The sequence below is a fragment of the Lentilactobacillus senioris DSM 24302 = JCM 17472 genome, from assembly GCF_001436555.1.
Lineage (GTDB): Bacteria > Bacillota > Bacilli > Lactobacillales > Lactobacillaceae > Lentilactobacillus > Lentilactobacillus senioris.
In genome coordinates this window covers 1-24,919 of record NZ_AYZR01000004.1, presented here as the reverse complement: position 1 = coordinate 24,919, position 24,919 = coordinate 1, and the positions used below count along the sequence as shown (strand labels likewise).

General features: G+C 40.6%; 18 protein-coding genes. 13 read left to right on the top strand and 5 right to left on the bottom strand.

Annotation, left to right across the window (positions count from 1 at the left end; all coding sequences use genetic code 11):
- The first annotated feature begins 3 nt into the window (after positions 1 to 3).
- The 3 genes from FC56_RS00445 to FC56_RS00435 all read left to right on the top strand — a co-directional run bounded on the left by FC56_RS00445 (position 4) and on the right by FC56_RS00435 (position 3,701).
- Entirely contained in the window at positions 4 to 732 is a 729-nt protein-coding gene (locus tag FC56_RS00445; protein WP_056977248.1) for an L-ribulose-5-phosphate 4-epimerase, read from the top strand.
- Positions 733 to 753: 21 nt separating this feature from the next.
- On the top strand, positions 754 to 2,178 hold the full coding sequence (gene araA / locus FC56_RS00440; protein ID WP_054671977.1) for an L-arabinose isomerase: 1,425 nt from the start codon (positions 754 to 756) through the stop codon (positions 2,176 to 2,178).
- Between the two features lie 425 nt (positions 2,179 to 2,603).
- On the top strand, positions 2,604 to 3,701 hold the full coding sequence (locus tag FC56_RS00435; protein WP_056977246.1) for a GntR family transcriptional regulator: 1,098 nt from the start codon (positions 2,604 to 2,606) through the stop codon (positions 3,699 to 3,701).
- 44 nt (positions 3,702 to 3,745) lie between these two features.
- On the opposite strand, the gene FC56_RS00430 is transcribed toward FC56_RS00435, so the two are convergent.
- Both FC56_RS00430 and FC56_RS00425 read right to left on the bottom strand, forming a co-directional pair.
- Positions 3,746 to 4,264 carry a QueT transporter family protein gene (locus FC56_RS00430; protein WP_056977244.1) on the bottom strand — a complete coding sequence of 173 codons (519 nt, stop codon included), beginning with the start codon at positions 4,262 to 4,264 and terminating at the stop codon, positions 3,746 to 3,748.
- 83 nt (positions 4,265 to 4,347) lie between these two features.
- Positions 4,348 to 5,658, bottom strand: a complete 1,311-nt coding sequence (locus tag FC56_RS00425; RefSeq protein WP_056977242.1) for an NCS2 family permease — start codon at positions 5,656 to 5,658, stop codon at positions 4,348 to 4,350.
- Positions 5,659 to 5,879: 221 nt separating this feature from the next.
- On the opposite strand from FC56_RS00425, the gene FC56_RS00420 reads away from it, so the two are divergent.
- The 9 genes from FC56_RS00420 (at position 5,880) to FC56_RS00380 (ending at position 19,516) form a co-directional block, all read left to right on the top strand.
- The gene (locus FC56_RS00420; RefSeq protein ID WP_054671965.1) at positions 5,880 to 6,452 is read left to right on the top strand and encodes an NAD(P)H-binding protein; all 573 of its coding nucleotides are present in this window, start codon (positions 5,880 to 5,882) and stop codon (positions 6,450 to 6,452) included.
- Complete coding sequence (locus FC56_RS00415) at positions 6,449 to 6,796, top strand: hypothetical protein (protein WP_054671962.1); 348 nt, start codon at positions 6,449 to 6,451, stop codon at positions 6,794 to 6,796. Before FC56_RS00420 ends, FC56_RS00415 begins: the two co-directional genes overlap by 4 nt.
- A gap of 335 nt (positions 6,797 to 7,131) precedes the next feature.
- A complete protein-coding gene (locus tag FC56_RS00410) occupies positions 7,132 to 10,668 on the top strand; it encodes a PD-(D/E)XK nuclease family protein (RefSeq protein ID WP_056977240.1) in 3,537 nt (1,178 codons plus the stop codon).
- A 1-nt stretch (position 10,669) separates the two neighbouring features.
- Positions 10,670 to 14,428, top strand: a complete 3,759-nt coding sequence (gene addA, locus FC56_RS00405) for a helicase-exonuclease AddAB subunit AddA (protein ID WP_056977237.1) — start codon at positions 10,670 to 10,672, stop codon at positions 14,426 to 14,428.
- 90 nt (positions 14,429 to 14,518) lie between these two features.
- A complete protein-coding gene (locus tag FC56_RS00400) occupies positions 14,519 to 15,109 on the top strand; it encodes a L,D-transpeptidase (RefSeq protein ID WP_054671952.1) in 591 nt (196 codons plus the stop codon).
- A gap of 119 nt (positions 15,110 to 15,228) precedes the next feature.
- Positions 15,229 to 16,026: a transporter substrate-binding domain-containing protein gene (locus FC56_RS00395; RefSeq protein WP_056977235.1), complete on the top strand. Its 798-nt coding sequence runs from the start codon at positions 15,229 to 15,231 to the stop codon at positions 16,024 to 16,026.
- 15 nt (positions 16,027 to 16,041) lie between these two features.
- The gene (locus FC56_RS00390; protein ID WP_056977233.1) at positions 16,042 to 16,737 is read left to right on the top strand and encodes an amino acid ABC transporter permease; all 696 of its coding nucleotides are present in this window, start codon (positions 16,042 to 16,044) and stop codon (positions 16,735 to 16,737) included.
- Entirely contained in the window at positions 16,737 to 17,477 is a 741-nt protein-coding gene (locus tag FC56_RS00385) for an amino acid ABC transporter ATP-binding protein (RefSeq protein ID WP_056977231.1), read from the top strand. Before FC56_RS00390 ends, FC56_RS00385 begins: the two co-directional genes overlap by 1 nt.
- Positions 17,478 to 17,641: 164 nt before the next feature.
- Positions 17,642 to 19,516, top strand: coding sequence for a S53 family peptidase (locus FC56_RS00380; protein WP_056977229.1), 1,875 nt, complete (start codon positions 17,642 to 17,644; stop codon positions 19,514 to 19,516).
- A 48-nt stretch (positions 19,517 to 19,564) separates the two neighbouring features.
- Here the strand turns inward: FC56_RS00380 and FC56_RS00375 are convergent, their stop codons facing one another.
- Positions 19,565 to 19,756, bottom strand: a complete 192-nt coding sequence (locus FC56_RS00375; protein WP_054671931.1) for a hypothetical protein — start codon at positions 19,754 to 19,756, stop codon at positions 19,565 to 19,567.
- A 41-nt stretch (positions 19,757 to 19,797) separates the two neighbouring features.
- Entirely contained in the window at positions 19,798 to 20,331 is a 534-nt protein-coding gene (locus FC56_RS00370) for a GNAT family N-acetyltransferase (RefSeq protein WP_056977227.1), read from the bottom strand.
- 286 nt (positions 20,332 to 20,617) lie between these two features.
- Here FC56_RS00370 and FC56_RS00365 point away from each other — a divergent pair, with 286 nt between their 5' ends.
- Positions 20,618 to 23,317, top strand: a complete 2,700-nt coding sequence (locus FC56_RS00365; RefSeq protein ID WP_056977225.1) for a hypothetical protein — start codon at positions 20,618 to 20,620, stop codon at positions 23,315 to 23,317.
- Between the two features lie 46 nt (positions 23,318 to 23,363).
- On the opposite strand, the gene FC56_RS00360 is transcribed toward FC56_RS00365, so the two are convergent.
- Positions 23,364 to 24,530, bottom strand: coding sequence for a thiolase family protein (locus FC56_RS00360; RefSeq protein ID WP_056977223.1), 1,167 nt, complete (start codon positions 24,528 to 24,530; stop codon positions 23,364 to 23,366).
- Between the last annotated feature and the right edge of the window lie 389 nt (positions 24,531 to 24,919).

Sequence of the window (24,919 nt, the reverse complement as noted above, 5' to 3'; positions counted from 1 at the left end):
ACAATGTTAGAAAAATTAAAACAAGAAGTCTATGACGCCAACATGCAACTCCCCAAATTGGGATTAGTTACCTTTACCTGGGGTAACGTTTCTGGAATTGACCGGGAAAAAGGGTTGTTCGTAATCAAGCCTTCCGGGGTTGACTACGACGATTTAAAGCCTAGCGACATGGTAGTGGTTGATTTAAACGGGGAAGTAGTTGAAGGAGAAATGAACCCTTCTAGCGATACCCCAACTCATACCTACCTTTATAACCATTTCCCAACTATCGGGGGAATCACCCATACCCATTCTCCATGGGCGGTATCCTTTGCGGCAGCTAAGATGGACATCCCAGCTGTTAGCACGACCCATGCTGATACATTCTTTGGTGATATTCCTTGCGCCCCAGCATTGACTGAAGCCCAAATCAAAGAAGCCTACGAATTAAACACCGGTAAGGTAATCGTAGACGAATTTGAAAAACGGGGAGTAAATCCTGACGCAGTTCCTGCCGTTTTGGTTAGTCAACACGGTCCATTCTCATGGGGACCAACACCAGCCAAGGCAGTATACAACGCCAAGGTATTAGAAGTCGCAGCGGAAATTACTTACCACGGTTTGCAATTAACCCGCGATGAAATTCACGTTCCACAATACTTGCTTGATAAGCATTATTATCGTAAGCACGGTGCTAACGCCTACTACGGTCAAAATAATGCCAAATCAAAAGACCATGCAGCTCACATCTAACAATAAAAGGAGATTTTAATCATGAAAAACACACAAGATTACAAGTTCTGGTTCGTTACTGGGAGTCAATTTTTATACGGTGAAGATCAACTTAAGCAAGTTGGTTCTGATGCAGAAGACATCGTTAACAAATTAAATGCTAGTGGCAAATTACCATACGAAATTGTTTACAAAGGCGTAATGACCACTGCCGATGGCATCACTGACTTCATGAAAGAAGCTAACTACCACGATGAAGTTGCCGGGGTAATGACTTGGATGCACACCTTCTCACCAGCTAAAAACTGGATTCGCGGAACTAAGTTATTGCAAAAACCTTTGCTTCACTTAGCAACTCAATACCTCAACAACATTCCTTATGACACAATCGATTTTGACTACATGAACTTAAACCAAAGTGCTCATGGTGACCGTGAATATGGTTACATCAACACTCGTTTGAACAAGAACAACAAAGTCGTTTACGGCTACTGGGGTGACGAAGACGTCCAAGCAGAAATCGCTTCTTGGGAAGATGTTGCCGTAGCTTACAACGAAAGTTTCAAGATCAAAGTTGCTTTGTTTGGTGACAAGATGAGAAACGTTGCCGTTACCGATGGTGACAAGGTAGAAGCCCAAATTCAAATGGGTTGGACCGTTGATTACTACGCAGTTGGTGACCTAGTTGCTGAAATGGACAAGGTTTCTGATGAAGACATCGACAAGAAGTACAAAGAATTAGGCGAAACCTACACCATGGTACAAGGTGACAACTCAGCCGAAAAATTTGAACACAACGTTAAGTACCAAATCCGCGAATACTTTGGTTTGAAGCGTTTCATGGATGATCGTGGTTACACTGCTTTCTCAGATAACTTTGAAGATCTTTACGGCATGGAACAATTACCTGGTTTAGCTACTCAATTATTGATGGCTGAAGGTTATGGTTTTGCTGGTGAAGGTGACTGGAAGACCGCTGCCTTTGATCGTTTGTTGAAGGTCTTGAGCCATAACAAACAAACTGCCTTCATGGAAGATTACACTTTGGATCTTCGTAAAGGTCACGAAGCGGTGTTAGGTTCACATATGCTTGAAGTTGACCCAACCTTAGCATCTGACAAGCCAAGAATTGAAGTTCACCCATTGGATATTGGTGGTAAAGAAGATCCAGCTCGATTGGTATTTACTGGTTCTGAAGGCGAAGGTGTGGATGTAACTATCTCTGACTTCCGTGATGGCTTCAACATGATTAGTTACGCGGTTAACGCTAACAAGCCTGAAAAGGAAACTCCACATTTGCCAGTTGCTAAACAACTTTGGACTCCAAAGGTTGGTTTGAAGGCCGGTTCAACCGCTTGGATCTACGCTGGTGGTGGTCACCACACTGTCTTCTCATTGGCAATTACTGAAGAACAATTAGCTGACTTAGCTAAGATGTTTGATATGAACACAACGGTGATTGACTAGTAATAAGTGTGACGAGTACCGGTAAAAAGGGGAGAATTAATTTAAAAATTGGAAATAGTTCGATCTTTAGATCGCTATTAACAATTTTGAATTAAGCGACTCTTTTTGGTACAAGGAGCACGAGAAGTGAGTGTAAGTAAAGCGGTTAGTCAGCGAGTATAGTGAAATTTAATTTCAATAGTTCGATCGGATTGGGATCGCTATTAAATTAAATGAACTAGATGGAACTGGCTGCTTTACGAACAAGTTAGCGCTAGAATGCTAAAAGAGTCGCTTAATCATTGAATAAAAACAAGCGAGGCCGAAGCTGCCTCGCTTGTTTTTTAGTAAATTTCACAAAGTAGAATTGATAGCTGGTCGGATTAGCGAAAAACTGTCATAATATATGGTAATAATTAATTTGAGTGGAGAAAATAGGGAAGTTCATGGCAACTAAATACGAAAACGTCAAACAAGACTTAAAACAAAAAATAACCTCCGGAGAATATGCAATTAACCAAAAATTGCCGACAGAATCCGTATTAATGGCTAAGTATAAGGTTAGTCGTTACACGGTTCGACGAGCTATTAGCGATTTAGAAAATGATCACTTCATCTACAAAATCCAAGGTGGCGGGATGTACGTCGATGATTGGCGGCAAAAGGATACCCATTCCAAGAAGGAAAATAAATTTATTGGGTTACTGTCAACGCACATTGCGGATTACATTTTCCCTAACATTATCAATGGTGTTGACCGAATGATTTCTGATCATGGCTATATGCTGGTGATCAGCAACACCCATAATGATCAGGAACGCGAACGTGAATCATTGATGGAGATGCTGGATAAGAACGTAGCGGGACTTATCATTGAACCAACTCAATCAGCATTACCTACAACCAACGCTGATTTGTACGATCGCATTCGAGAACTTGGCATTCCAACGGTATTTATTAACGCTATTTATCCGGAAATGGAAGCTGATTTTCCTTACGTTACCACTAATGACTACGGTGGAGAACGCAAGTTAACTAACTATTTGATTGAGCAGGGGCATAAGCGTATCCTAGGGATTTTTCAGGTAGATGATATTCAAGGGGTGCGACGGATGGAAGGCTTTACGGCAGCCTACCGTGAGCATCCAGATATTTTCTTAGACGCCCAAATTTTGATGTATCAATCATCTGATAAACTGGTGAATGTGTTTGATCGGATTGAGGGTTACTTAAAGGGACCTGATCGGCCGTCAGCAATTGTTTGTTACAATGATCAGTTGGCCATTCAGGTAATTGACTTGGTACGGTCACTAGATTTAACTGTGCCCACTGATATTTCAGTAGCTGGGTTTGATAATTACCAAATCGGAGAATATATCGATCCTAGCCTCACTACTATGATGCACGAAAAAGAAAAAATGGGTCATGATGCCGCTGACCTATTATTACAATTAATTGATGGTAAAACGGATGGGGAGTCAATTGAGTACGATCCAAGCTTGATTGTCCGTGGCTCGACCAGTCCATATAAAAATAAAGAGTAAATAAAAACTGGAACTTCGACGAAAAGGTCAAAGTTCCAGTTTTTTTATTTACTTAAATCAAAGCGTAAATTAACGAAATACAAGACTACCGCGCCCAAAGTCATAGCGAGAAATTCACCGATGGCGGTAGTGAGGTAAGCACCCCAAAAAGTTGGCCAAAAAGCTGCGTTACCCACGTAGGCAATTTCAAACGCGATGATGAACATGTAAAAGGTAGCGATTAAAACGGAAGCTGCTAAGCGAGCTGGCACTGATTTCATGTTTCTAGTTACCAAGTTAATGGTTACTAAGGCGATTAATGTCTCAGCCGTCCCCACTACTAAGTCGATGGGACCTAATGAAGACATCATGTTAGAAACAAAACAACCTAGAGTCACAGCTAGCACATAGCGCTTATTAAACGCGGCTAAATTGTTGAGCCCTTCAGAAAAGCGTAACTGAATCGGGCCAAAACTAAAGGCTGCAAAGACCATTGTAATTACAATGTAGAGGGCAGCAACAACGGCAGCTTTGGTTAAATCTAGGAGGCTGTCGATGCCGAATAAACCAGTCTTAGAATTCATCACAAATTCCTTCCTTTATTTAATTTTAGTTGAAATCAACCGTTTCAACTTTACCGCTTTTTGCTACCCGGGTCAAAATTAGTTTAACTATTCAAAATCCATAAGAAGATTACGAAGACGACTGCTAAGGCGTACATCATTGCAGACACTTCTTTACCACGTTTAGCTGCAATCATGGTGATTGGGTAAACGATAAAGCCTAACGCAATTCCGTCAGCGATACTGTAAGTAAATGGCATCCCTACCAGGATTAAGAAGGATGGCGCTGCAATTTCAAATTCTTCCCAATGAACTTGCTTGAGAGATTGAGCCATCAAGATCCCAACAATAATTAGGGCAGGAGCAGTTACTTGAGTAGTGATGACTGATAGTAGTGGCGAGAAGAAAGTACCTAAGATGAACAAAATCCCAACCACGATGGTAGTGAAACCAGTCCGGCCACCAACGGCGATACCAGCTGAAGATTCAACGAAGGCGCCCATTGGAGAAGTCCCTAGGATGGAACCAACCATCATAGTAGAAGAGTCAGCAATTAAGGCTTTTCCAACGTTAGGAATCTTATTATCTTTGATTAAACCTGCTTGTTGAGCTAGGCCTACTAGAGTACCAGCAGTATCAAAGAACGTTACTAATAAGAAGGTCAGGACCACAACGACCATTTGAACTGAATCGATGTTACCAATATGGGTGATCGCTTGACCAAATGTGGGAGCGATACTTGGAATGCTAGAAACTAAGTGAGTAGGAAGCGGAATTAAGCCCACGGCCATGCCCAAGATAGTATTTAAAACCATTCCGATAAAAATAGCTCCCGGAATTTTCATGCTCATCATTACTAAGGTAATGACTAATCCAAAGATAGTGATCCACGTGGTGCCGGTATGTAAACTCCCTAAGCTAACTAGAGTTTCTTTGTTGCCCATTACTAAGCCACCGTCTTGCAAACCTAGAAAGGCGATGAATAAACCAATCCCACCACCGATAGCAGCCTTTAAATCAGCAGGAATGGCGTCGATGATTTTTTCTCGGAGCTTTAAAGCGGTTAGGATGATGAAAATAATAGAAGCAACGAAAACGCCAGAGAGCGCGGTTTGCCATTCAACGTGCATTCCTAAGCAAACGGAATAAGCGAAGAAGGCGTTGATTCCCAAACTAGCTGAAATGGCGATGGGGTAATTAGCCAAAAAGCCCATTAAGAAGCACCCAAAGGCAGAAGCAAAAGCAGTAGCCGTAAAAATAGCGCCTTTATCCATGCCGGTAACGCCTAAGACGTTGGGGTTAACGAATAAAATATAAACCATGGAGACGAAGGTAGTGATCCCGGCGATCGTTTCCTTCTTAAAATTGGTGTTTCGGTTTTCAAAATCAAAATATTTCGAAATCGAATTTAGCATAATAGCAATCTCCTTTGAATAAATGTTCGTGTTTATCATAAAAACAACAAAATAATAATAACATTATTCGATAAACAAGACAATCCCCGAACTTAAAAAGCGAATTCTTTTTATAAAGTTCTGATTAAGCGGTTGGTTTTGAGCTAGCGATTAGTTTTCTTTAGCAAGCAATTCAACTATAATGAAGCAATAGTAAATATTAATTAGTAAAGGATAGGCTAGTGCTAAAAGTAATGGTGTTGGGAGCCGCTTCGCCGGTTTCAGAATTAGTAATTGAAGATTTAGAAACGAACGCAGACGTTGAGTACGTATTTTATAACAGTGATGTGGTAACACCCAATGAACTTCAAGTGATGTTGAAGGGCGTCAACGTAATTTATTGTAATTTACCTGCCGAAGATATTGATCAAAACATTTTGACGGTGTTTGAAGTACTGCGATCTCAGCAGCAAGTGCTAGACCGGTTTGTTTTGCTTACCGAAGTGGGCGTGAATGGTGAGTTAAATGATCAAGCGCAATTAACTGCTGAGCAGCAAGAAATTCGATGGCAACAGCAGTACGCAATCAAAATTATCGATGAAGAAGAAATTAACTATACGGTTATTAGACAGAGCCCGTTAACACGGCAATCTACTGGTAAACTAACTATTTATCAAGAAGGAGAACCTATGCCGCTAGGAACGGTCAGTATTACAAACGTCGCTCAGATCAGTCTGGAAGCTATCTTTACCGAACAATTCGTTAATCAATCTATTGGTTTGCTCGATCATTTGACTACGGAGGAAGCAAAATGACAATTAACCTGAAAACCGCTGAATTACAAAGTATTAAGGAACGCTTAGCCCAACGTAATCTGGAATCACATTTTGTGATTGTATTATTGCGCTCTAAAGAAACTCAAGAAAAAATGCACATTATCACTGATTACGAAAGCTACCGCATTATGGCCGATCAAAACTATCAACTGTTTGATTTTCAAATTGTTAGAGACATCGTTCCGATTACCACAAATTTAGCATACTGGGCATATGCATCCGATAGCCTAGCCGAACATCCAGAAGATGAAAATCAATCAATTCTAGTTGATTTAGACAAGTACACTGAATTAGTCTTGGCCGAAAATCGACTAGAAAATTAGTTCTAATACACAAAAAAGTGAAGGATAGTGCCGAAAGGCATTATCCTTCACTTAAGTTTGCGAAGAGACCAGGTGAGTCTCTGTGGTAGTTTGACGAAAGAAGTTGGCGGATTTGTAATATATCGTTTGAAGAAATATTATATGCTGCTTGTCGATTACGTTCTAAGATTCTTAGGAAGAATTTTGATTTTCAATCAGTACCAGCTTCTTATGGTGAAACAATCGAAATGATTCACCAAGTCATAACTAATGATAGTCATTTTAACTGTAAAATTCAACTAAAAAGGTCTCCTTTTTTCACAAACATTTAAAATTAATCGAAGGGGGTTAACTATATGGCACTGCAATTTATTTTAGGGACTGCTGGTATGGATCATCAACAAGAAGTGGTTAACCAAATTAAACAGCAACCAACTCAAACATCTGCCTTTTATCTAGTTCCTAACCATATTAAGTTTGAAAGTGAAGTACAAGTATTAAAGCACCTCCAGGAAAATCAACAAGAAACGGTTGCTACTAGCCAACTTCAGGTCCTGTCTTTTTCTCGGTTAGCTTGGTACTTTTTACGCAATCATCCGGTTTACCAAAAGCAACGGATTAGTGCGACCGGAACTAATATGGCGATCTATCAAATTATTATTGATCGGCAAGCTGATTTATATTTATTTGACCAAGAAATACATCAAGTTGGGTTTACAGAACAAATTGCTAAACAGATTACCGAAATGCAAAACGGAAATGTCTTACCGGTAGACTTGCAACAATTATTGGCAGGGCAACAGTTGTCTAATGATCTTAGCGATAAACTTCATGATTTCGTTATCGTATATGAAGAGTATCTAACCCGAATTACTGATCGCTTTTATGATGAAACTAATATTTTACGACTCTTAACTGAATATTTACAAACTATCGATCTTAGTGAGACGGATTTTTATATTGATGGGTTTTCGCGGTTTACAGCTGTGGAATTACAATTAGTCCAGACATTAACTCAGTGTGCTCATAAAGTAGTGGTGTCATTAATTTTAGATCATCCTTACCCAGTAGAGTTGCCTGACACGACTAGTTTATTTTATCAACCTGCTAAAACTTTTTGGCAGTTGTACCATTTTGCTAGTGATAACCAAATTCCATATTTAGCGCCGATTACCGCAACAACTCCCAGAATTTGTCCACCGTTGATGGCGTTAGAACAATATTGGATTACTTCGAATACTTTAAATGCTGAATTACCCGCTTCGCAATCATTGGGTGAGGAAGTTCAGGTATTTCAAGCTGATAACCGGTATTCCGAATTAATGCAGGTAGCCACACGAATTCGTCAGGCGGTGGCTAGTGGTAAGTATCGGTATAGTGATGTCTTGATTTTGACACGCCATTTAGATCAGTATCAGCAGTTTTTGACTCCTGTGATGAACTTAAACTTGATTCCTTTCTTCGAAGATCAACAAAAAACCATGGCCGATCATCCGTTAGTGGAATTGATTTCTGCGTTGTTTGCGGTACAAACACCTGATAAGAATCGACGCAGCTATCGGTATCCTGATATGATGCGTTTACTAAAAAGTGAATTACTAATTCCGGTAGTTGATGGTCAGTCCATGCCGTTAGAACAGTTTCGCCGTTCTGTGGCGTTGACTGAAAATTTAATCTTGAAAAACGGGTACGAAGGCTATGCCTGGCTGCAAAAGGAAGACTGGCCATACGGAACAGCCCAAACTGATAATAATGAACTCGTGGTAACTAGTAAAGACCAAGTTTTAAGCGAGCAAGTTAATCAGATTCGCCATTTTATCCAAGCGATCTTGCCACCATTTTATCGTAAATTATTTAAGGCTAGAACTAACCGGGATGCTGCTGCCATTTTGTATAATTTCTTGGAAGCTAACGGGGTGTTATCACAACTAGAAGGTTGGCGGCAAACTGCTGTGGACAACGGTAGTATCACTCAAGCCAATGAAATTGAGCAAGTCGTTAATAACTTAAATAGCCTATTGGATGAAGAGGTAATGATTTTAGGCGAGCAACCATTTGTATTTGACGATTTTTGGCAACTACTATTAACTGGTTTTCAAAATGCCAAGTATTCTGCTATTCCATCAACGTTAGATCAAGTGCGAATTTCTGAAAGCGGAATTGTACAGACCAGTAACCGTAAAATTACTTTTATGATTGGTTCTACGGACAATAATATGCCGGCTCAACTTACTAATGACCAACTATTTGGGGACGATGATTTAGTTCAACTCCAAGAACAACTTACTGATAGTCAATATTTAGGTGATGATAGTGGTCTGCAAATGGCAGGCGAACCCTATTTAAATTATTTGGCTTTTACTAGCAGTAGTCAGCAACTAATCTTTAGTTACTGTCCTCAGGATGATGAAGAGGGGAGTGCTGTAATTTCGCCATATGTTAGTCGAATTCAGTCATTCTTCAAAATCCAAACTCAGCACGCACCCGCCATACCAACAGCTAGTGAGGATATTTTGCCGTACCTAGGAACAGCTAGAGCCACGCTGCACCATCTAATTCAAGTGATTCAAGCTGCCTATGCCAAGGATAAACCGTTACCGACAGCTTGGCAGATGGTGTACCAGAAACTTCGGCATCAACCCCAAACTGCTGACTTGACCGCTAAGCTGCTAAGTAGTATTGACTATCAAAATGTGCCGGCCCAGTTAAATCCGGACATCGTGACTGGTTTGTACGGGCAAGCCATTGATACTTCAATTTCACAATTAGAGTTGTTCTACCGTAATCCTTATGAGTACTATTTGCGATATGGTTTGCGATTACAAGAACGCGAAGTTTTCGATTTATCGACCCAAAGTACCGGCCAGTTCTTCCATGAAGCGCTAGACCGGGTAGTTAAAATCACGAATGCTAATCAACAAGAATTAACTGAATTAAGCGACACCGAAATCGCTAACCTGGTTAAGCAGGTGGTTAATGAAATCATCCACGACCCTAGTCAGTTACAGTACGTCATCTTGACTAGTTCGGCACGAATGCAATATTTGACTAACCAACTGACGCAGACCGTGATCCAAATGGTGCAAACGATGCGACGACAAGGACAATTGACCCCGATGCGGCCTAAGCAAACGGAGTTGATTTTTGGCCAAGCTGGACCTAATACTTTGAAGGGGTTAGATTTTACGTTGCCAGAAAAACGCGAAGTACACGTGCGAGGACGTATTGACCGAATTGATAGTATCAAGGTGGATAACCAAAGTTATTACGGAGTAGTGGATTATAAATCCGGTGACAAGACTTTTGATTATGCTCAAGCTTACGATGGGACTTCTATGCAGCTATTGACTTATTTGGATGTCTTACGCAAAAACTTAGATCTAATTACCGATGACGAAGAAGCCTTACTGGCTGGGGCGTTATACTTGCATGTTTATAATCCGCGGTTTACCACTGAGAAGTTGCGTAAAGCAGATTATGATTTGGAAAAGGCCTTACTAGAGGCCCACACCTATAAAGGACTAATTGTGGATGATGCACCGCTGGTGGATGAGATGACCAAGGAAGTTGAACCGGGGCAAAAGTCCCTGGTTTACCCATTGAATCGTTTAGCGAAAGGAACGATCGCTAAAAAGAACACTTTGATTAATCCTAGTGATCTCAATGCCTTTTTATTGCATAATGAGGATCTGATTAAATCGGCTGCTCAACGTATTTTTGCCGGAGATAATAGTTTAAGACCGGTGAAATACGGTCCTAACGATACGGCGATGCAGTTTACGCCGTATAAAGCGATCATGAACTTTGATCCACTGCTACCACAAAATAACTACCGAATGCCAACCAAGTTAACGGTCAAAGAAGTACTAGATTCATTAAGGGGGCAACAATAGGATGGAATATACTGAGGGCCAACAAAAGGCCATTAATGATCATCCCGCTGGTAACATTTTGGTATCCGCATCAGCTGGTTCCGGGAAAACGCGGGTTCTAGTCGATCGGATTATCAAAATGGTAGTGGAAGATGGAATTAATATTGACCAACTATTAGTGGTGACGTTCACTAATGCCGCAGCCAAGGAAATGAAGGAACGGCTTCAAAGCGCGCTGCGAAAAGACTATCAGGATGCCAAGGATCCCCAACTAAAGCGCCATTTGCTACGACAAATTCAAAAAGTGCCAGTAGCAGACATCACCACCATTGATGCCTACTGTCAAAAATTAGTTGGCAGGTATTATTATTTGTTGGGATTAGATCCTAATTTTCGTTTATTGACTGACAGTACCGAAGTGAGCTTGTTGCAAGAACAAATTTGGGATGACGTACGTGAACAATTATATGCAAATGATGAAACCGGTGAATTTTCGGCACTAACCGATAATTTTTCTAATGACCGCAGTGATGATGGGTTAACCAACTTGGTGATGGAGATGTATCGCTTCGCTAACGTCAACGAAGATCCCACTGGTTGGTTAAATGCAGCGGCGTCGTTTTACGAATTAGATACCGAACAATTAACTCAAAGTCGGTTGTTCATAGACGATATTCTGCCAGAATTAAAAATCACATTAGAAAAAGAACTATTGGTAGCTGACCAAATCATTCGTAATTCTCAAAAAGCGGAATTACCTAAGGACGAAGAACTGGGCCAAAAGTTAAAAACACTATTAACCGATTTGAATGCTCGGGTAGCTACCTCCGATTGGAATCAACTAAGAGCTACTCTAAGTCAGATTAAATTACCATCTAGCACTTTACGAAATGCGGAACCGGAACAAAAAGCAGTCCACAAACAAAACTTGGAATTGAAAAAGGAAATTAAAAGTAGTTTGGATAGTCTCCGGACGGATTATTTCGAATTGGATGAAGAACACACCGTGGCCTTGATTAAAGCAGCTGCTCAGCGGGTGCAATTGTTAAGTGAAGTGGTAGTTAAGTTTGCTGAGGCCTACGATTTGGCAAAACGCCAACGGCACGCCATGGAGTTTATTGACGTGGAACATGCGGCGTATGATATTTTGACGCTGGATACTAAACCGGGCCAACAGGTACTGGCAAAATTACAGAGCCAGTACGTTGAAATCATGGTAGATGAATACCAAGATAATAACCAGTTACAAGAAGCAATTTTGAGCCAGCTAGCTAATCCTCAGCGAGGCAACCGGTTCATGGTGGGGGACGTCAAGCAGTCAATCTATCGGTTCCGCTTATCTGATCCAACGATGTTTATTGATAAGCAAACCGCTTATCAACAGGCTGATACTCCAGATGAATTAATTAACTTGGCTGAGAATTTCCGTTCAATGGCCAACGTGGATCACTTTACCAACTTGATCTTTCAACAGGTGATGGATCGCAAAGTAGGAGAAGTGGATTATACAGGGGCTGCCCATCTGAAGTTTGGTGCTACGTATTATCCCCAAGACGTGCAATTGCCGGCAGAAATGTTACTTTATTCAGCTGATGCTACGGCTAAACCGGAATTAGAAGTTAACGCTAGTTTTGTACCGGAAGACGGGGCTAACGGGCAAGCGGAAATTATTGCTCAGCGCATACGCCAATTAGTCGACGACCAGGTAGAGATTTTTGATCGCAAGAGCCAACAAATGCGACCAATTAAGTATCAAGACATTGCAATTTTATCTTCCACCCATAATAATGATCTCACTATTTCTGATGTGTTTAGTAAGTACCAAATTCCGGCGATGATCGGGCAAGCTCGGAGTTATTTTAAAACTACCGAAATTCAAATTATGATGGCGTTGTTAACGATTATCGATAATCCGTACCAAGATATTCCATTAGTAGCGGTGTTGCGATCACCAATTGTCGGGTTAGATGAAAACCAACTGGCATACATTCGAATTAACCATAAAACCGGCAACTATTATCAAGCGGTGTTAGATTTTTATGAACAGTTTCAGGAAAGTGAAGCGACTGAGTTTGGTCGCCGAGTTTATGAAATGGTGGACCGTTTCTTAAGTCAGTTGACCACTTTCAAGAATCTGGCCCAACAAAACGATTTAGTGGCCTTAATCTGGGCAATTTATGATCAAACCGGATTCTTGGACTACGTAGGCGGGATGCCCGCTGGTTACCAACGCCAGTCTAATTTGCATGCGTTATATCAACGAGCAGCTCAGTACGAACAAACTAGCTTTAAAGGATTGTTTGCGTTTGTTCAGTTTATTGAACGGATGCAACAGCGCGATGATGACCTTGGTCAAGCTAGCATTCAAACCGGCGATGATGCCGTGACGGTTACCACAATTCACGGTAGTAAGGGCTTGGAATTTCCGGTGGTATTCGTCAATGATTTGGGGAAACAATTTAACCAACAAGACTTACGGCAACGATACGTTTTAAACGATCATTTAGGGGTCGGTATTTCTTACTTTAATCCCCAAACTAGAGAGGTCAGCGATACCCTACAAAAACAGGTGATTAAAAATCGTTCAAAAAGAGCAGCTGTTTCCGAAGAAATGCGGAAGCTCTACGTGGCTTTGACCCGGGCGGAACAAAAATTATACCTGGTAGCTAATTTGAAAAAAGCACCTGAATCGGTGTCGGAATTAATAACTGACTGGCAAGCAAAAACAAGTGCCGATCAATTATTATTGCCAGAAGCATTGCGCGAAAATGCCAATAGTTATCTAGACTGGATTGGGCCAGCCGTTTCGCGGCAACCTGATGTAGTAGCCACCTATGGGGATAGTTTGGGCAGCTCCGTTTTAGTTGATGATCCTACCAAAATTCAAATTCACTTAATTACCGATCAGCAGTTGGCTGAAGCTCAACCCGTCCAATTAACGGGGAGTCAACGGGCTAAAGAGTGGATGACTAAAATGACTCCGCAACCCAATTCAATAGACGAGCCAAAAGGAACGGAAAAAGCAACTAGTCGAACGCAAATCGATGCGATTCTTGATTTTAATTACCCTTATCAAACAGCTACGAAAACGACAGCTTACCAAGCAGTCTCTGAAGTTAAACGGTTATTTGATGATCCGGACAACGTTGAATTGGGGAGCTATCAATTATTAGATGTTGATCAAGTGGGAGCTAAACAAGCGGCATTCACTACTCCGTTGAACCGACCGCAATTTCTTCAAGAACAACAGGCTCCTAAAGCCACTGAGATCGGGACGGCAACCCACTTGATACTCCAACAATTGCCGTTAACCGCACCGCCAACCGATGAAACGATCCAAGAAGTTATCGAACGCTTGGTAGCCGATAATGTTTTGGATGATACGGTGGCCCAACAAATTAATGCCAACCATATTCATCAGTTCTATCAGAGTGAACTAGGAAAATTGGTGGTCGCTAATGAAAAGCAAACTAAACGAGAAGTGCCATTTTCATTATTAATCCCAGCGCAACAAATTTTTACCGGTTTTGAAAATGATACAGAACAATCAGTATTAATTCACGGAATTATTGACGGTTATACGATCGCTAATGATGAACTGATTTTATTTGATTACAAAACCGATCACGTAGCTGGATCCGATTCCGTTGAACAAATTGTAGATCGTTACAAAGGGCAGTTAGAACTTTATGGCATTGCTTTGGCCCACGTGTTAGACCGGCCGGTCACCCATAAGTATCTGTTCCTGTTAGATAGTGGAGAAACGGTGGAAATTAAATAAATTAGAGTGGAACTTGAAATTTTTAGCAAATACAGGTAAGCTATTGATGTTACTTTATTAAAATAAGTGGTTTAATTATTAGGAGGACTTATGAAAAAAGTTATTCGTGTCTGTATGGCCTTGGCCTTAGTGCTTATTATGGCCGGATGTTCCAACGGCAAACAGGCTAACTCGAAAACCGAATCTAATACGGCTAGCAGTAGCTCTGCCAAAAAAAGTCCAGCCAAAAAGGCAGCCCCAGTTATTAACTGGCGCAAGTCATCTGAAAACAAAGCTTACCCGACGATTACTAACCAAAACGGGCGGTATTTGCGTGTCTCAATTAAAAAACAACGGGTGTACGTAATGAGTGCGAAAAACAAAGTACTTTACACTATGTACGCTTCCACCGGTAAAGACGATTCAACTCCTAAGGGAAACTTCAAGATTCAAAGTGAACGCGGTGATTTCTTCTTTAACCAAGAGTCTAAAGAAGGAGCTAAGTATTGGACTTCCTTTAAGGATCACGGAATCTATCTTTTCCATACGGTACCCACTAACTCTAAAGGCCAATACATTAAGTCAGAAGCCAAACAGTTAGGGAAGAGTGCGAACTCACACGGTTGTGTGCGTTTGTCTGTACCGGATGCTAAGTGGATTAACCAAACGGTCCCAGTGGGTACTAAAGTGGTTATTCGTTAATTGAACAGCAATTACTTAAGTGAAGTTAGGATTTAAAAACGACGGGGGCAGTGTCTGCACCCCGTCGTTTTCTGCTTAAATGAGGGTTATATCATTTTAAATTTATTGGAGGAATTATCATGAAGAAGTCAAATCTCAAGAAGTTAACTGCCCTGATTACCGCAACTCTTGCCATTGTGCTGGTATTAGCTGGCTGTGGTAAAAAACAATCTGCTGATTCAGAACTAGTAACTCCTAAGACGTTAACCGTTGGTTTGGAAGGGACTTATGCTCCTTATGCTTACCGCCAAAATGGTAAGTTACAAGGATTTGAAGTTGAACTAGGTCAACAAATGGCCAAGAAGATGGGCCTTAAAGCTAAATTCATCCCCACTAAATGGGATTCTTTGATTGCTGGTTTGGGTGCTAAAAAGTTTGACGTAGTGCTCAACAACATCACCGTTACACCGGAACGGAAAAAACAATTTATTTTCTCCACTCCATACATTTACTCTAAGTCAGCCTTGATTTTGCCTAAGAACAGTAAGATCACTTCTGTGGACCAAATTAAAGGCAAGACCTTCCCCGAAGGAACTGGGACTGAAAACTCAATTCAAGCTAAGAAATTTGGGGCTAATGTGATTCCATCTGAAACTTTCCAAAATACGGTAGCTTTAATTTCTCAAGGTCGAGCTCAAGGAACTATCAATTCTCGGGAAGCCTTCTTAAGTTGGGCTAAGGATAATCCTAAAAACAACTTAAAAACGATGAATATTTCTACCGATAAAATTGCTGCTTCTGAAATTGCCGCAATGTTTAACAAAAACTCACCTAAATTACGGACTAAAGCTAATAAAGCTTTGAAAGAATTACGAGCAGATGGCACCTTGGCTCGTCTTTCTAAGAAGTACTTTACCGCTGATATTACTCAAAAATAGTTAGGAGTTGAAGTTATGTGGCAAACAATCAGTGACTCACTGCCACAATTAATTGCGGCGGGAATTAAATTTACAATTCCGCTGGCGATTATTTCGTTTATCTTTGGCTTGATTTTGGCGGTAATTACTGCCTTGATCAAGTTGGCCCGGCCTAAAGGTAATGTGTTAGTTAAGGCAATTTGGGGAATTCTAGATGCCATTGCTTACTTTTATGTTTGGCTATTTCGTTCAACACCGTTATTAGTGCAATTGTTCATCATTTTCTTTGGGTTACCCAATATTGGGATACAAATGCCAGCGTTCACTGCAGCGGTGATTACCTTTTCTTTGAACACTGGAGCGTACGCTTCAGAAAATATCCGGGCGGCGTTATTATCCATTCCGGATGATCAATGGGAAGCAGCAGCAACTCTGGGTTTTAATACTCGGCAAACGTTGTTTAAGATTATTTTCCCGCAAGCTATTAGAATTGCCTTGCCAACGTTATCAAATGAATTCATTGGCTTGGTGAAGGACACGTCATTGGCTAGCTCGATTACCATTTTAGAAATGTTTACTGTTAGCCAGGAAATTACTGCGAAAAACTACCAACCACTTTTAATGTATTGCTTGGTAGCTGCACTATACGCGGTGGTCTGCTCCCTCTTGAGTATTTTGCAACATTATTTGGAAAAGCATGCCAACCGTTATATCAAACGGGGTGAAAGCTAATGATTGAATTACGAAATGTGGTTAAGCAGTATAAAGAAAAGTTGGCATTAAATGACATTAACGTCACTTTTGCCGATGGGGAAAGCACAGTAATTGTGGGCCCTTCAGGATCTGGGAAATCTACGTTGTTACGTTCTATTGATTTATTGACGAGACCTGATAGTGGGACACTCACAATTGACGATTTAACCGTTGATTTTAGTAAACCAATTTCGCAAAAAGAAACCTTTGCCATTCGCCGTAAATCTGGAATGGTATTTCAAAATTGGAACCTCTTTCCACACCTTACCGTGATGAAAAACATTACGGAGGCTCCACGGACAGTATTAAAACAATCTAAGGAACAAAGTGAACAACGAGCCCACGAACTTTTAAAGATGGTGGGGTTAGATGAGTATGCTGATCAATATCCTAGTCAACTATCTGGAGGACAGCAACAACGAATTTCAATTTGTCGAGCGTTAGCGATGCAACCGGAATTTCTCTTGTTGGATGAACCTACCTCGGCACTGGATCCGGAATTAGAGATGCAAGTTTTACGCATTTTAGAGAATTTAGCTAATCAGGGTCAAGCGATGGTGGTTGTAACCCATAATATGGAGTTTGCTCGTTTAGTGGCTAAGAAGTTAATCTTCGTAGAAGACGGAAAGATCTTGTTTACTGGTCCTACGGAAGAGTTCTTTAACTCAGATAATGCTAGAATTCAAACCTTTTTGGCTGGATTATCCCTAGCAGAATAAATGAAAAAGCTACCGAAATGATACTAAATTTCGGTAGCTTTTTATTATTGTCATGATAACAAACCCCAATCGTGAGCATCTAACAGCTCATTTATCTCAAAAGGTGCTAACATGATCTTAGTCACAATGACACTGTATCTATCATAAATTAAGGGGGAAATATTATGAAGTACAGAAAAAAATATTACTTATTAGGGGTTTTAGGTCTGACGTTGGCATTAGGGTTCGGTAGCGGAGCTTCAGCTAGCGCCAAGACTAAAAGTACACCGGTTAATGGGAATAAACAGCAGACTTTTGATGTTATTTTAAAGAGTCGCAACGCCAGTCAATTAACTAGTTATACATACGCTGTAACTAAAAAAGGCAATGCAAATTATCGTAATTATTTAACACCTAAGGAATACGCTCAGAAGTTTGGGCAGAGTGATGCAACTGTTAATAAATTTAAGAACTACTTTAAGAAATACCACTTGAAGGTGAAGGTCTTTGGCGGTAATTCCGTCATGACCGTTAAGGGAAGTACCAAAAATATGCAAAAAGCTTTCCACGTTAAATTAGTTAACAAAAAAGTTGCCGGGGATATGATGCAAAATAAGGCCGATGCGATTAATTTGCCTAAGTCGTTATACAAAAACGTAATGTCTATTACTGGTTACGCTAATATGGTGGATACAGCTTCCAAGAAAAAAATCGCCTTGAAGCCCGCTTCAATTACTAAGTCCGCTTCTTTAGCCGATAATGCTGCAGATTCTGGCACAGATAATACGAAGAACCAAACTCCACAAAAGTTTATTGATCGTTATAAGGTTTCGTCGCTTTATGATTCTGGCCGAAATTTGGGTCAGGGAAAGACAATCGGAATTATCTCATTTGCTAACTTCAATCCATCCGATGCCCAAACTTTTTGGGCTAAAGAAGGCATTCCCGTAAAAGCTAACCGAATTAGTCAAATTCATACCGATGGGCTAAAAGGTTCATGGGATAGTATGGATGAAACCACTTTGGATGTTGAACAGGCTGGGGCGGTTGCTCCGCAAGCCAATATCCGAGTTTACACCAGCAACCAAAATGGTTCTATTTCGATGATCAATAACTTTGCAACTGCCATTGGAGAAAATAAGGCGGATTCGTTATCTACTAGTTGGGGAGAAAATGAAATTGCTGTTAAAGAAGAACAACAATTAGGTATTGTTCCTAAGCAATATTTCAACGTTCTTAACATGTTATTTAAGCAAGCTGCTGTTCAAGGAATTAGTATGTTTGTTGCCGCTGGCGATAACGGGGCGTATGAAGGCGCAACTCAAAGTGGAGTTGCTGATGGGCTAGCTGTTAGCGACCCCGCAACTTCTCCTTACGTAACTTCGACTGGTGGGACTACCTTACCCGCAACTTATAAGCTCAAAGGTAAAACCGAACCTTATAAAGTGACTAAGGAACGGGCTTGGGCTGATGAATTTTTGTATCCAGAAATTACTAATAGTAAACTCTCAGCTGCTTTAAAGAACCAAGCTTACTTCACTGGTGGCGGTGGTGGTTTCAGTAAGATTTACAATACCCCCGCATACCAACGTGGTTTTAGCGGTGCTCAGACTTTTAGAGCCGAACAACTTTGGAATTTCTCAAAGGGCAAGTTTAGTTTAGCTAACCCAGTTAAGACGGTTACCGGGACTAAGCAAGGCCGAAATTTACCAGACGTGTCAGCCAACGCTGATCCAACTACTGGTTACCAAATTTACATGACTAAGCCTAACAATGGCGGTCATGGTAAGTGGGTTGGAATGGGAGGAACTAGTATTGTTGCTCCTCAAATGGCCGCAAGTAGCGTTTTGATGAGTCAAAGTAATGGCGCCCGGGTTGGTTTTTGGAACCCAGCTATTTACAAGTTTGCTCAAAGTAGTGATTCACCATTTACACCATTAGATAGTGCTGAAGATAACACTAACTTGTACTACACTGGTCAACCAGGTAAGCTTTACAACCAAGCAACTGGTTTAGGAACCATCGACTTTGATAAACTAAATCAACAATTTAGCAAATAATTCAAATAAAAAGGAATTGACTTACAAGTCAATTCCTTTTTTATGTATCTAACTTAAGTTAAATACCGTATTTAAAATTACTGCCATGATCATGATTACGACCATCAATCCTATTGAAAATTTTGTCCAACTGCGACCATTAACTTTACGTAAAAAGAAAAAGGTAACAATCAAACAAATAATACCAATTAAGTACATAATGATCAGCGCTAATTGAACCCTACTATCTGCTTGTGACATTATCTCACCCCATGGCTTTATTTTACAACAGGCGTTGATTGTTAATCAATGATCAATTGATAAGCGTAACGAGGGGTCTCTTCATGTTCGTTTTCTTTCATGTAGATGATGCCTCGTTTTTCAAAACCATTGCTGGTAATGACGTGTTGCATTCCCTTATTGTCGGGATGTGTATCAATTCGGATATCGTGATAACCCAAAACGGAGGAAACGGTGATTAATCCGCTCATTAACCGTTGTGATAGGTGTTGACCTCGGAATTTTGATGACACGGCGATTCGGTGGATGGCAGTATAACGACCTTCAACTCCGTTAATCCATTCGCCGTCGTGGATGCTAAGATAATTAATATCTAGCCCTTGGTGCAATGCAGCAAAACCGGCAATTTGCTTGTCTACAACTAAAACGTAGGCAATCCCATTTTTGACATCTGTTTCTAGATCCCCATCATTCGGGTAGCCTTTTTGCCATTGGTCGATGCCTTGTTCGTGCAGGAAGGCAATCGCCTCGTGAATGATATTTTTGATTTCTGGGAGATCCTCGTTTGTTGCTTGCCGTAAGTAACTTGCAGCCATTCGTGTCACATCCTTCTGTTTTTATAGATTGGTTACGGGCTCACGCACTCATAACATAGGAAGAAATTATAATTCAAAAACTTTTTATCCGCAACCAATTTTAACACCAAACTGCAAAATATTTTAGTAAAGAGCAAAAAGATATTTGAATGCGTTTTAATTATACTTTAAGATTAAGGTAAGTTCGGTTGATAATAACCAGATCATTCAAGATAATGGTTATCATTTAAAGTAAAGTTTAGTGAACTAACTTACATAGATTAATGTTGACTCAGGGGTGAAATTAATGGCAAAAAACCAGCCACTGGAGGGTTCGTTAGATGTGAACCAACCAGAAGTAACGCGGTCTGAACTGCGAGAGAAAAAAAGAAAAGAAAAGAAAAGTAATAACGGGGAAGGCGTTAGCGCCAAAGAAGTAGCGAATAACCAGACAACTATTAAGAATGAAAGTAAGACAGATAAACGAAATAAAAAGCAAAAAGAACCTAAGTCAAAAAAGCCTCGTCCCAAAATCAACGTATCCGAATGGTTAAGTGACACTACCGCGGCTGTGTTAGGTGCCCGCGAGTATGCTTCTAGTCAGTTTAGTGCAGAAGATATTCAACGAGACCAACAGCCTATTGTGACTGCTAAAATGGTGGAGCTGGTAACAGAGGAAGATTTAAAGCTGCAACCAGAAGCTCGGTTAGGATATGGGGCTGCGATCGTTGATTTAATGAAAATGCCAGTAGAACGATTCTACTATTTAGTATTGTGGGTCAGTGGTCAACATACCCATGATGTGATTAATCGAGCTGCAGGGATGAACTATGCTACTTACCATGAACAATTGATCGATCCAAAGTGGTTTGAACGGGGATATCAAACTGCAACGAGTCAATTTGTAATGGCAATTGTAGGTGATGATCGAGACGATAATTCTCAGGCCGTTATTCCAGCACTCAGTCGCAGATTGAGTCGGTTAACAGTAGAGCAGCAAACTGAGCTGTCCAATCAATGGTTTCAACACTTTAATAGTAACTTGAAGGGGAGAAACCCTGAACGGAAATTAAAAAAAACTAGCGATAAAAATGCCAAAAAAGTGGAAATTGATGAAAATAACCAAAGAATTGGAACCTTTATCAATCGGGAAATGACCCACAGCTTCATTAAGGATTATCGATTTGCCGATGGGGAACAATTATTAACTGAATACAACTATCAAGGACCGGATTTTACTAGAATTTTAGATGAAAAGGTCAAAAAAGAATTAGAGTTTAAAGATCGTACTAGCTTGGCATATGCTATTCAACGGTTTGTTAATCAGCCAATGCAAGAACTATTATCCATTGCGGCTCCTATGGAATTTTATGATACGTTGTACAAAATGGCCACTAATGGTCGAGATACTATCGGGGTACCCGTAACTATGAGTACCGATAAAGCGGATATTGCGTTTATCGTTGATAAGTACTATCAGGACATGATTAACCGGTTAAGATTACCCAAAAATATTGCTACGGCGGTATCACGATTAGGAATCTTGAATTTGGCAGGACTTAAAACCAATGGAGACAAAGCACCGGTTAATAATTATCGCGCCAATTACCAGGCTAAGTACAGCTATGTTTTAGATAGTCGGGGCAATCAAGTTTATAACGAAGTGACAGGCCAAGCTCTTAAGGTTCGGTATGGGGTGTTGGAAAAACTGTATCAACAGCTTCGTAAAGTGTTAATGACGCCAGTATTGATTAGCTACACTCAGGTTCGTAATGATTTATTGGCTCAAATTAATAACGGGGAATACACAACTAGTCGTGACGTTGTCAAAGTGGATTTAACTGATCCTAATTTGACTGCTCAAGATGTGGCCGAACAGGTTGCCCGTTATACAATTGACCAGTTGTTAGGACTAGTAAGTAAGGGTCAATTTGATTATGAAAAGGGGATGTATTCTAAGACCCTTAAGGAATTCAACCGAATGATCAGACTAGACCCTAGTGTTCGTCGTTATGGTGGGAGTCGTTATCGACTATTGCTCAAGCAAACCCGTCATGTTTATTTCTGGATTTACCAAAGTTCCTTCGCAGATCACTTAAAGCCGGGGGAACGAGCAGAAGTAGATAATCATCCCAATGCATTTGTGGGCACTGACCCACGGATGGTGGCTAATTTATTGAAGAATATTCGAGTTACTCACCGGCCAGCTCCAACGGATTGGGAAGATTCGATTCGGTTTGAAGACAGCGTCATCATTAAATTGATGCACGACCAAGTAACCACCACCACTGAATTTGTGGAGCAAACCGCTCAAAGTGTAAGAGATGTAATAAACATAATGGAACAAATTAGTGGAAGTGGCTCTAATGATTTAGTGGAAGCTAAAAAACAAGTAGCCATTTCTAATCATACGGCCGAACAAGCACAAGAATTGTCTGTGGGGATTCAACCACTAGCAACGGGAATTAATCAAGACGACCTACTAAGAATTAATTTGGTGACGGATAAACTGCGTAAGGACGCAATGGCATCGTTAAATATTGTCAATCAGGCATTTTATCGAAGTCAAATGCAGGCAGCCGGAATTCAGCTGGCTCCGGCCAAGCCAGCTAAGAAATCCCAAGCTAATGGCCAACCAGATAAATTAGTGAGGATGCTAGAACAATCTAGCCAATTGATTAATGAAATTAAACGGTTAAAGGGTCAAGTAGATACGATGATCCGTGATGGTGAACGTCTAAGACGAAAAAATCAGGATGGCATGATGGAAACCTACATGGCAATCAATCAAATGCTTGCCCGGTTAACCGGTCAAAAGGCAGAAATCGATCAATTATTGACAACGGCAACCCAGGCACATGCAGAGGCCAGGTTAGCATTGGAAAATAAGCAGCGAGATACTGCGATGCAATCAGCTAATGAAGTTCTCAATTTAAGAGTTAAAGTTGAGGATTTAACCCAATCATTGGAAGCACAACGAGTTCAATTAACTGAATTAGATAAATAAAAAAGGAATTATCATCATTGGTGATAATTCCTTTTTTGGGTTAAGACTAAACTTCGACTGACAATGCTGCTCCGATACCGCCACCCATACAAAGAGTAGCAATTCCAGAATGCTTGTGAGCGTGTCTAAGATTATAAATTAAAGTCGTAACAATTCGTGCACCTGAATCTCCTAGCGGATGGCCTAAAGCAATAGCGCCACCGTTAACGTTAATTTTGTTAGCTGGAATATGAAGATCACGAGTTACGGCTACTGATTGAGAAGCAAAGGCTTCGTTAATTTCAAATAAATCAATATCTTCTATTGAATGATTTTGGCGATCTAATAATTTATTGACCGCATAGTAAGGAGCATAGCCCATGATGCTAGGATCAATTCCGTGTTCGGCGTAACCATTTAATTTGGCGAGCACGGTGAGATGGTGAGCTTTAGCAAATTTAGCCGTGGTGAGGACTAGAGCTGCGGCCCCATCGTTTAAGGTAGGGGCATTACCAGCTGTTATGGTTCCGTTAGGAAGAAACGCGGGTTTTAATTTAGCTAACTTTTCTAGACTAGTGTCTGCTCGAATTGATTCATCGACGGCCATAACGTCACCGGATGGTAAGAGAACCGGGATGATTTCATCAGCAAATGCGTCTCGCTGATAAGCGGCTAATGCCTTTTGATGAGATGCTAAAGCAAACTGATCTTGTTCTTCTCTACTAACATTAAACTGATCAGCTACATTCTCACCAGTGATTCCCATTGGCATTTCGGAAAAAGCATCGGTAAGGCCGTCAGTTTCCAAGGCATCTTCTAAGGTTACGGAACCAAATTTAGTTCCAGTTCGTTGATTCTTATTTAAGAAGGGAACGTTTGACATGCTTTCAGTACCACCAGCAATAATTACTTCAGCATTACCTAACATTAACTCGTTCATGGCGCTTTGAATGGCTTTTAATCCAGATCCACACACCTGATTAACGGTAAAGGCGGTACTCTTTGAACTTAATCCAGCGTTGATTTCAATTTGTCGGGCGATGTTTTGACCGTTACCGGCTTGAATTGCATTACCAAAAATGACTTGTTCTACTAATTGTGAATCGATATTGGCTTGCTTCAAGGCTGCTTGGACTGCGATAGTTCCCAGCTCAACCGCTGAGTAAGAAGCAAGGCTTTTGTTGATTTTGCCGATTGGAGTTCTTTTGGCTCCGACAATAACGACTTCTTCCATAAGATGTGTAAACTCCTTCGTGTCATATTTAAGCTTCCAGTATACACATTAATAGTTAGTTTAGCTAAATAGAAGCTTAATCTTAAATGGAAGTTTAACAGTTCTGCGGTTTTCATGACCTATACCACTGCGTTTTGAGCATAATAAAACGGAGCTGAGAAAATCGTTTTAATTAATTTCAAATAAGTGTTGACACTTTTCTGTAAAGTTGGTATATTTATACATGCGCCAAACGAAAGAGACATCAACGAAAAAAGAAATTAAAAAAAGTAGTTGACAAATTAATCGCTTGGAGTTATAGTTAAATAGTTGTCACGAAGACGTGATCAACAAGGTAGACCTTTGAAAACTGAACAAAATATTCGATGAAAACAAATGTGCTGGGCGTC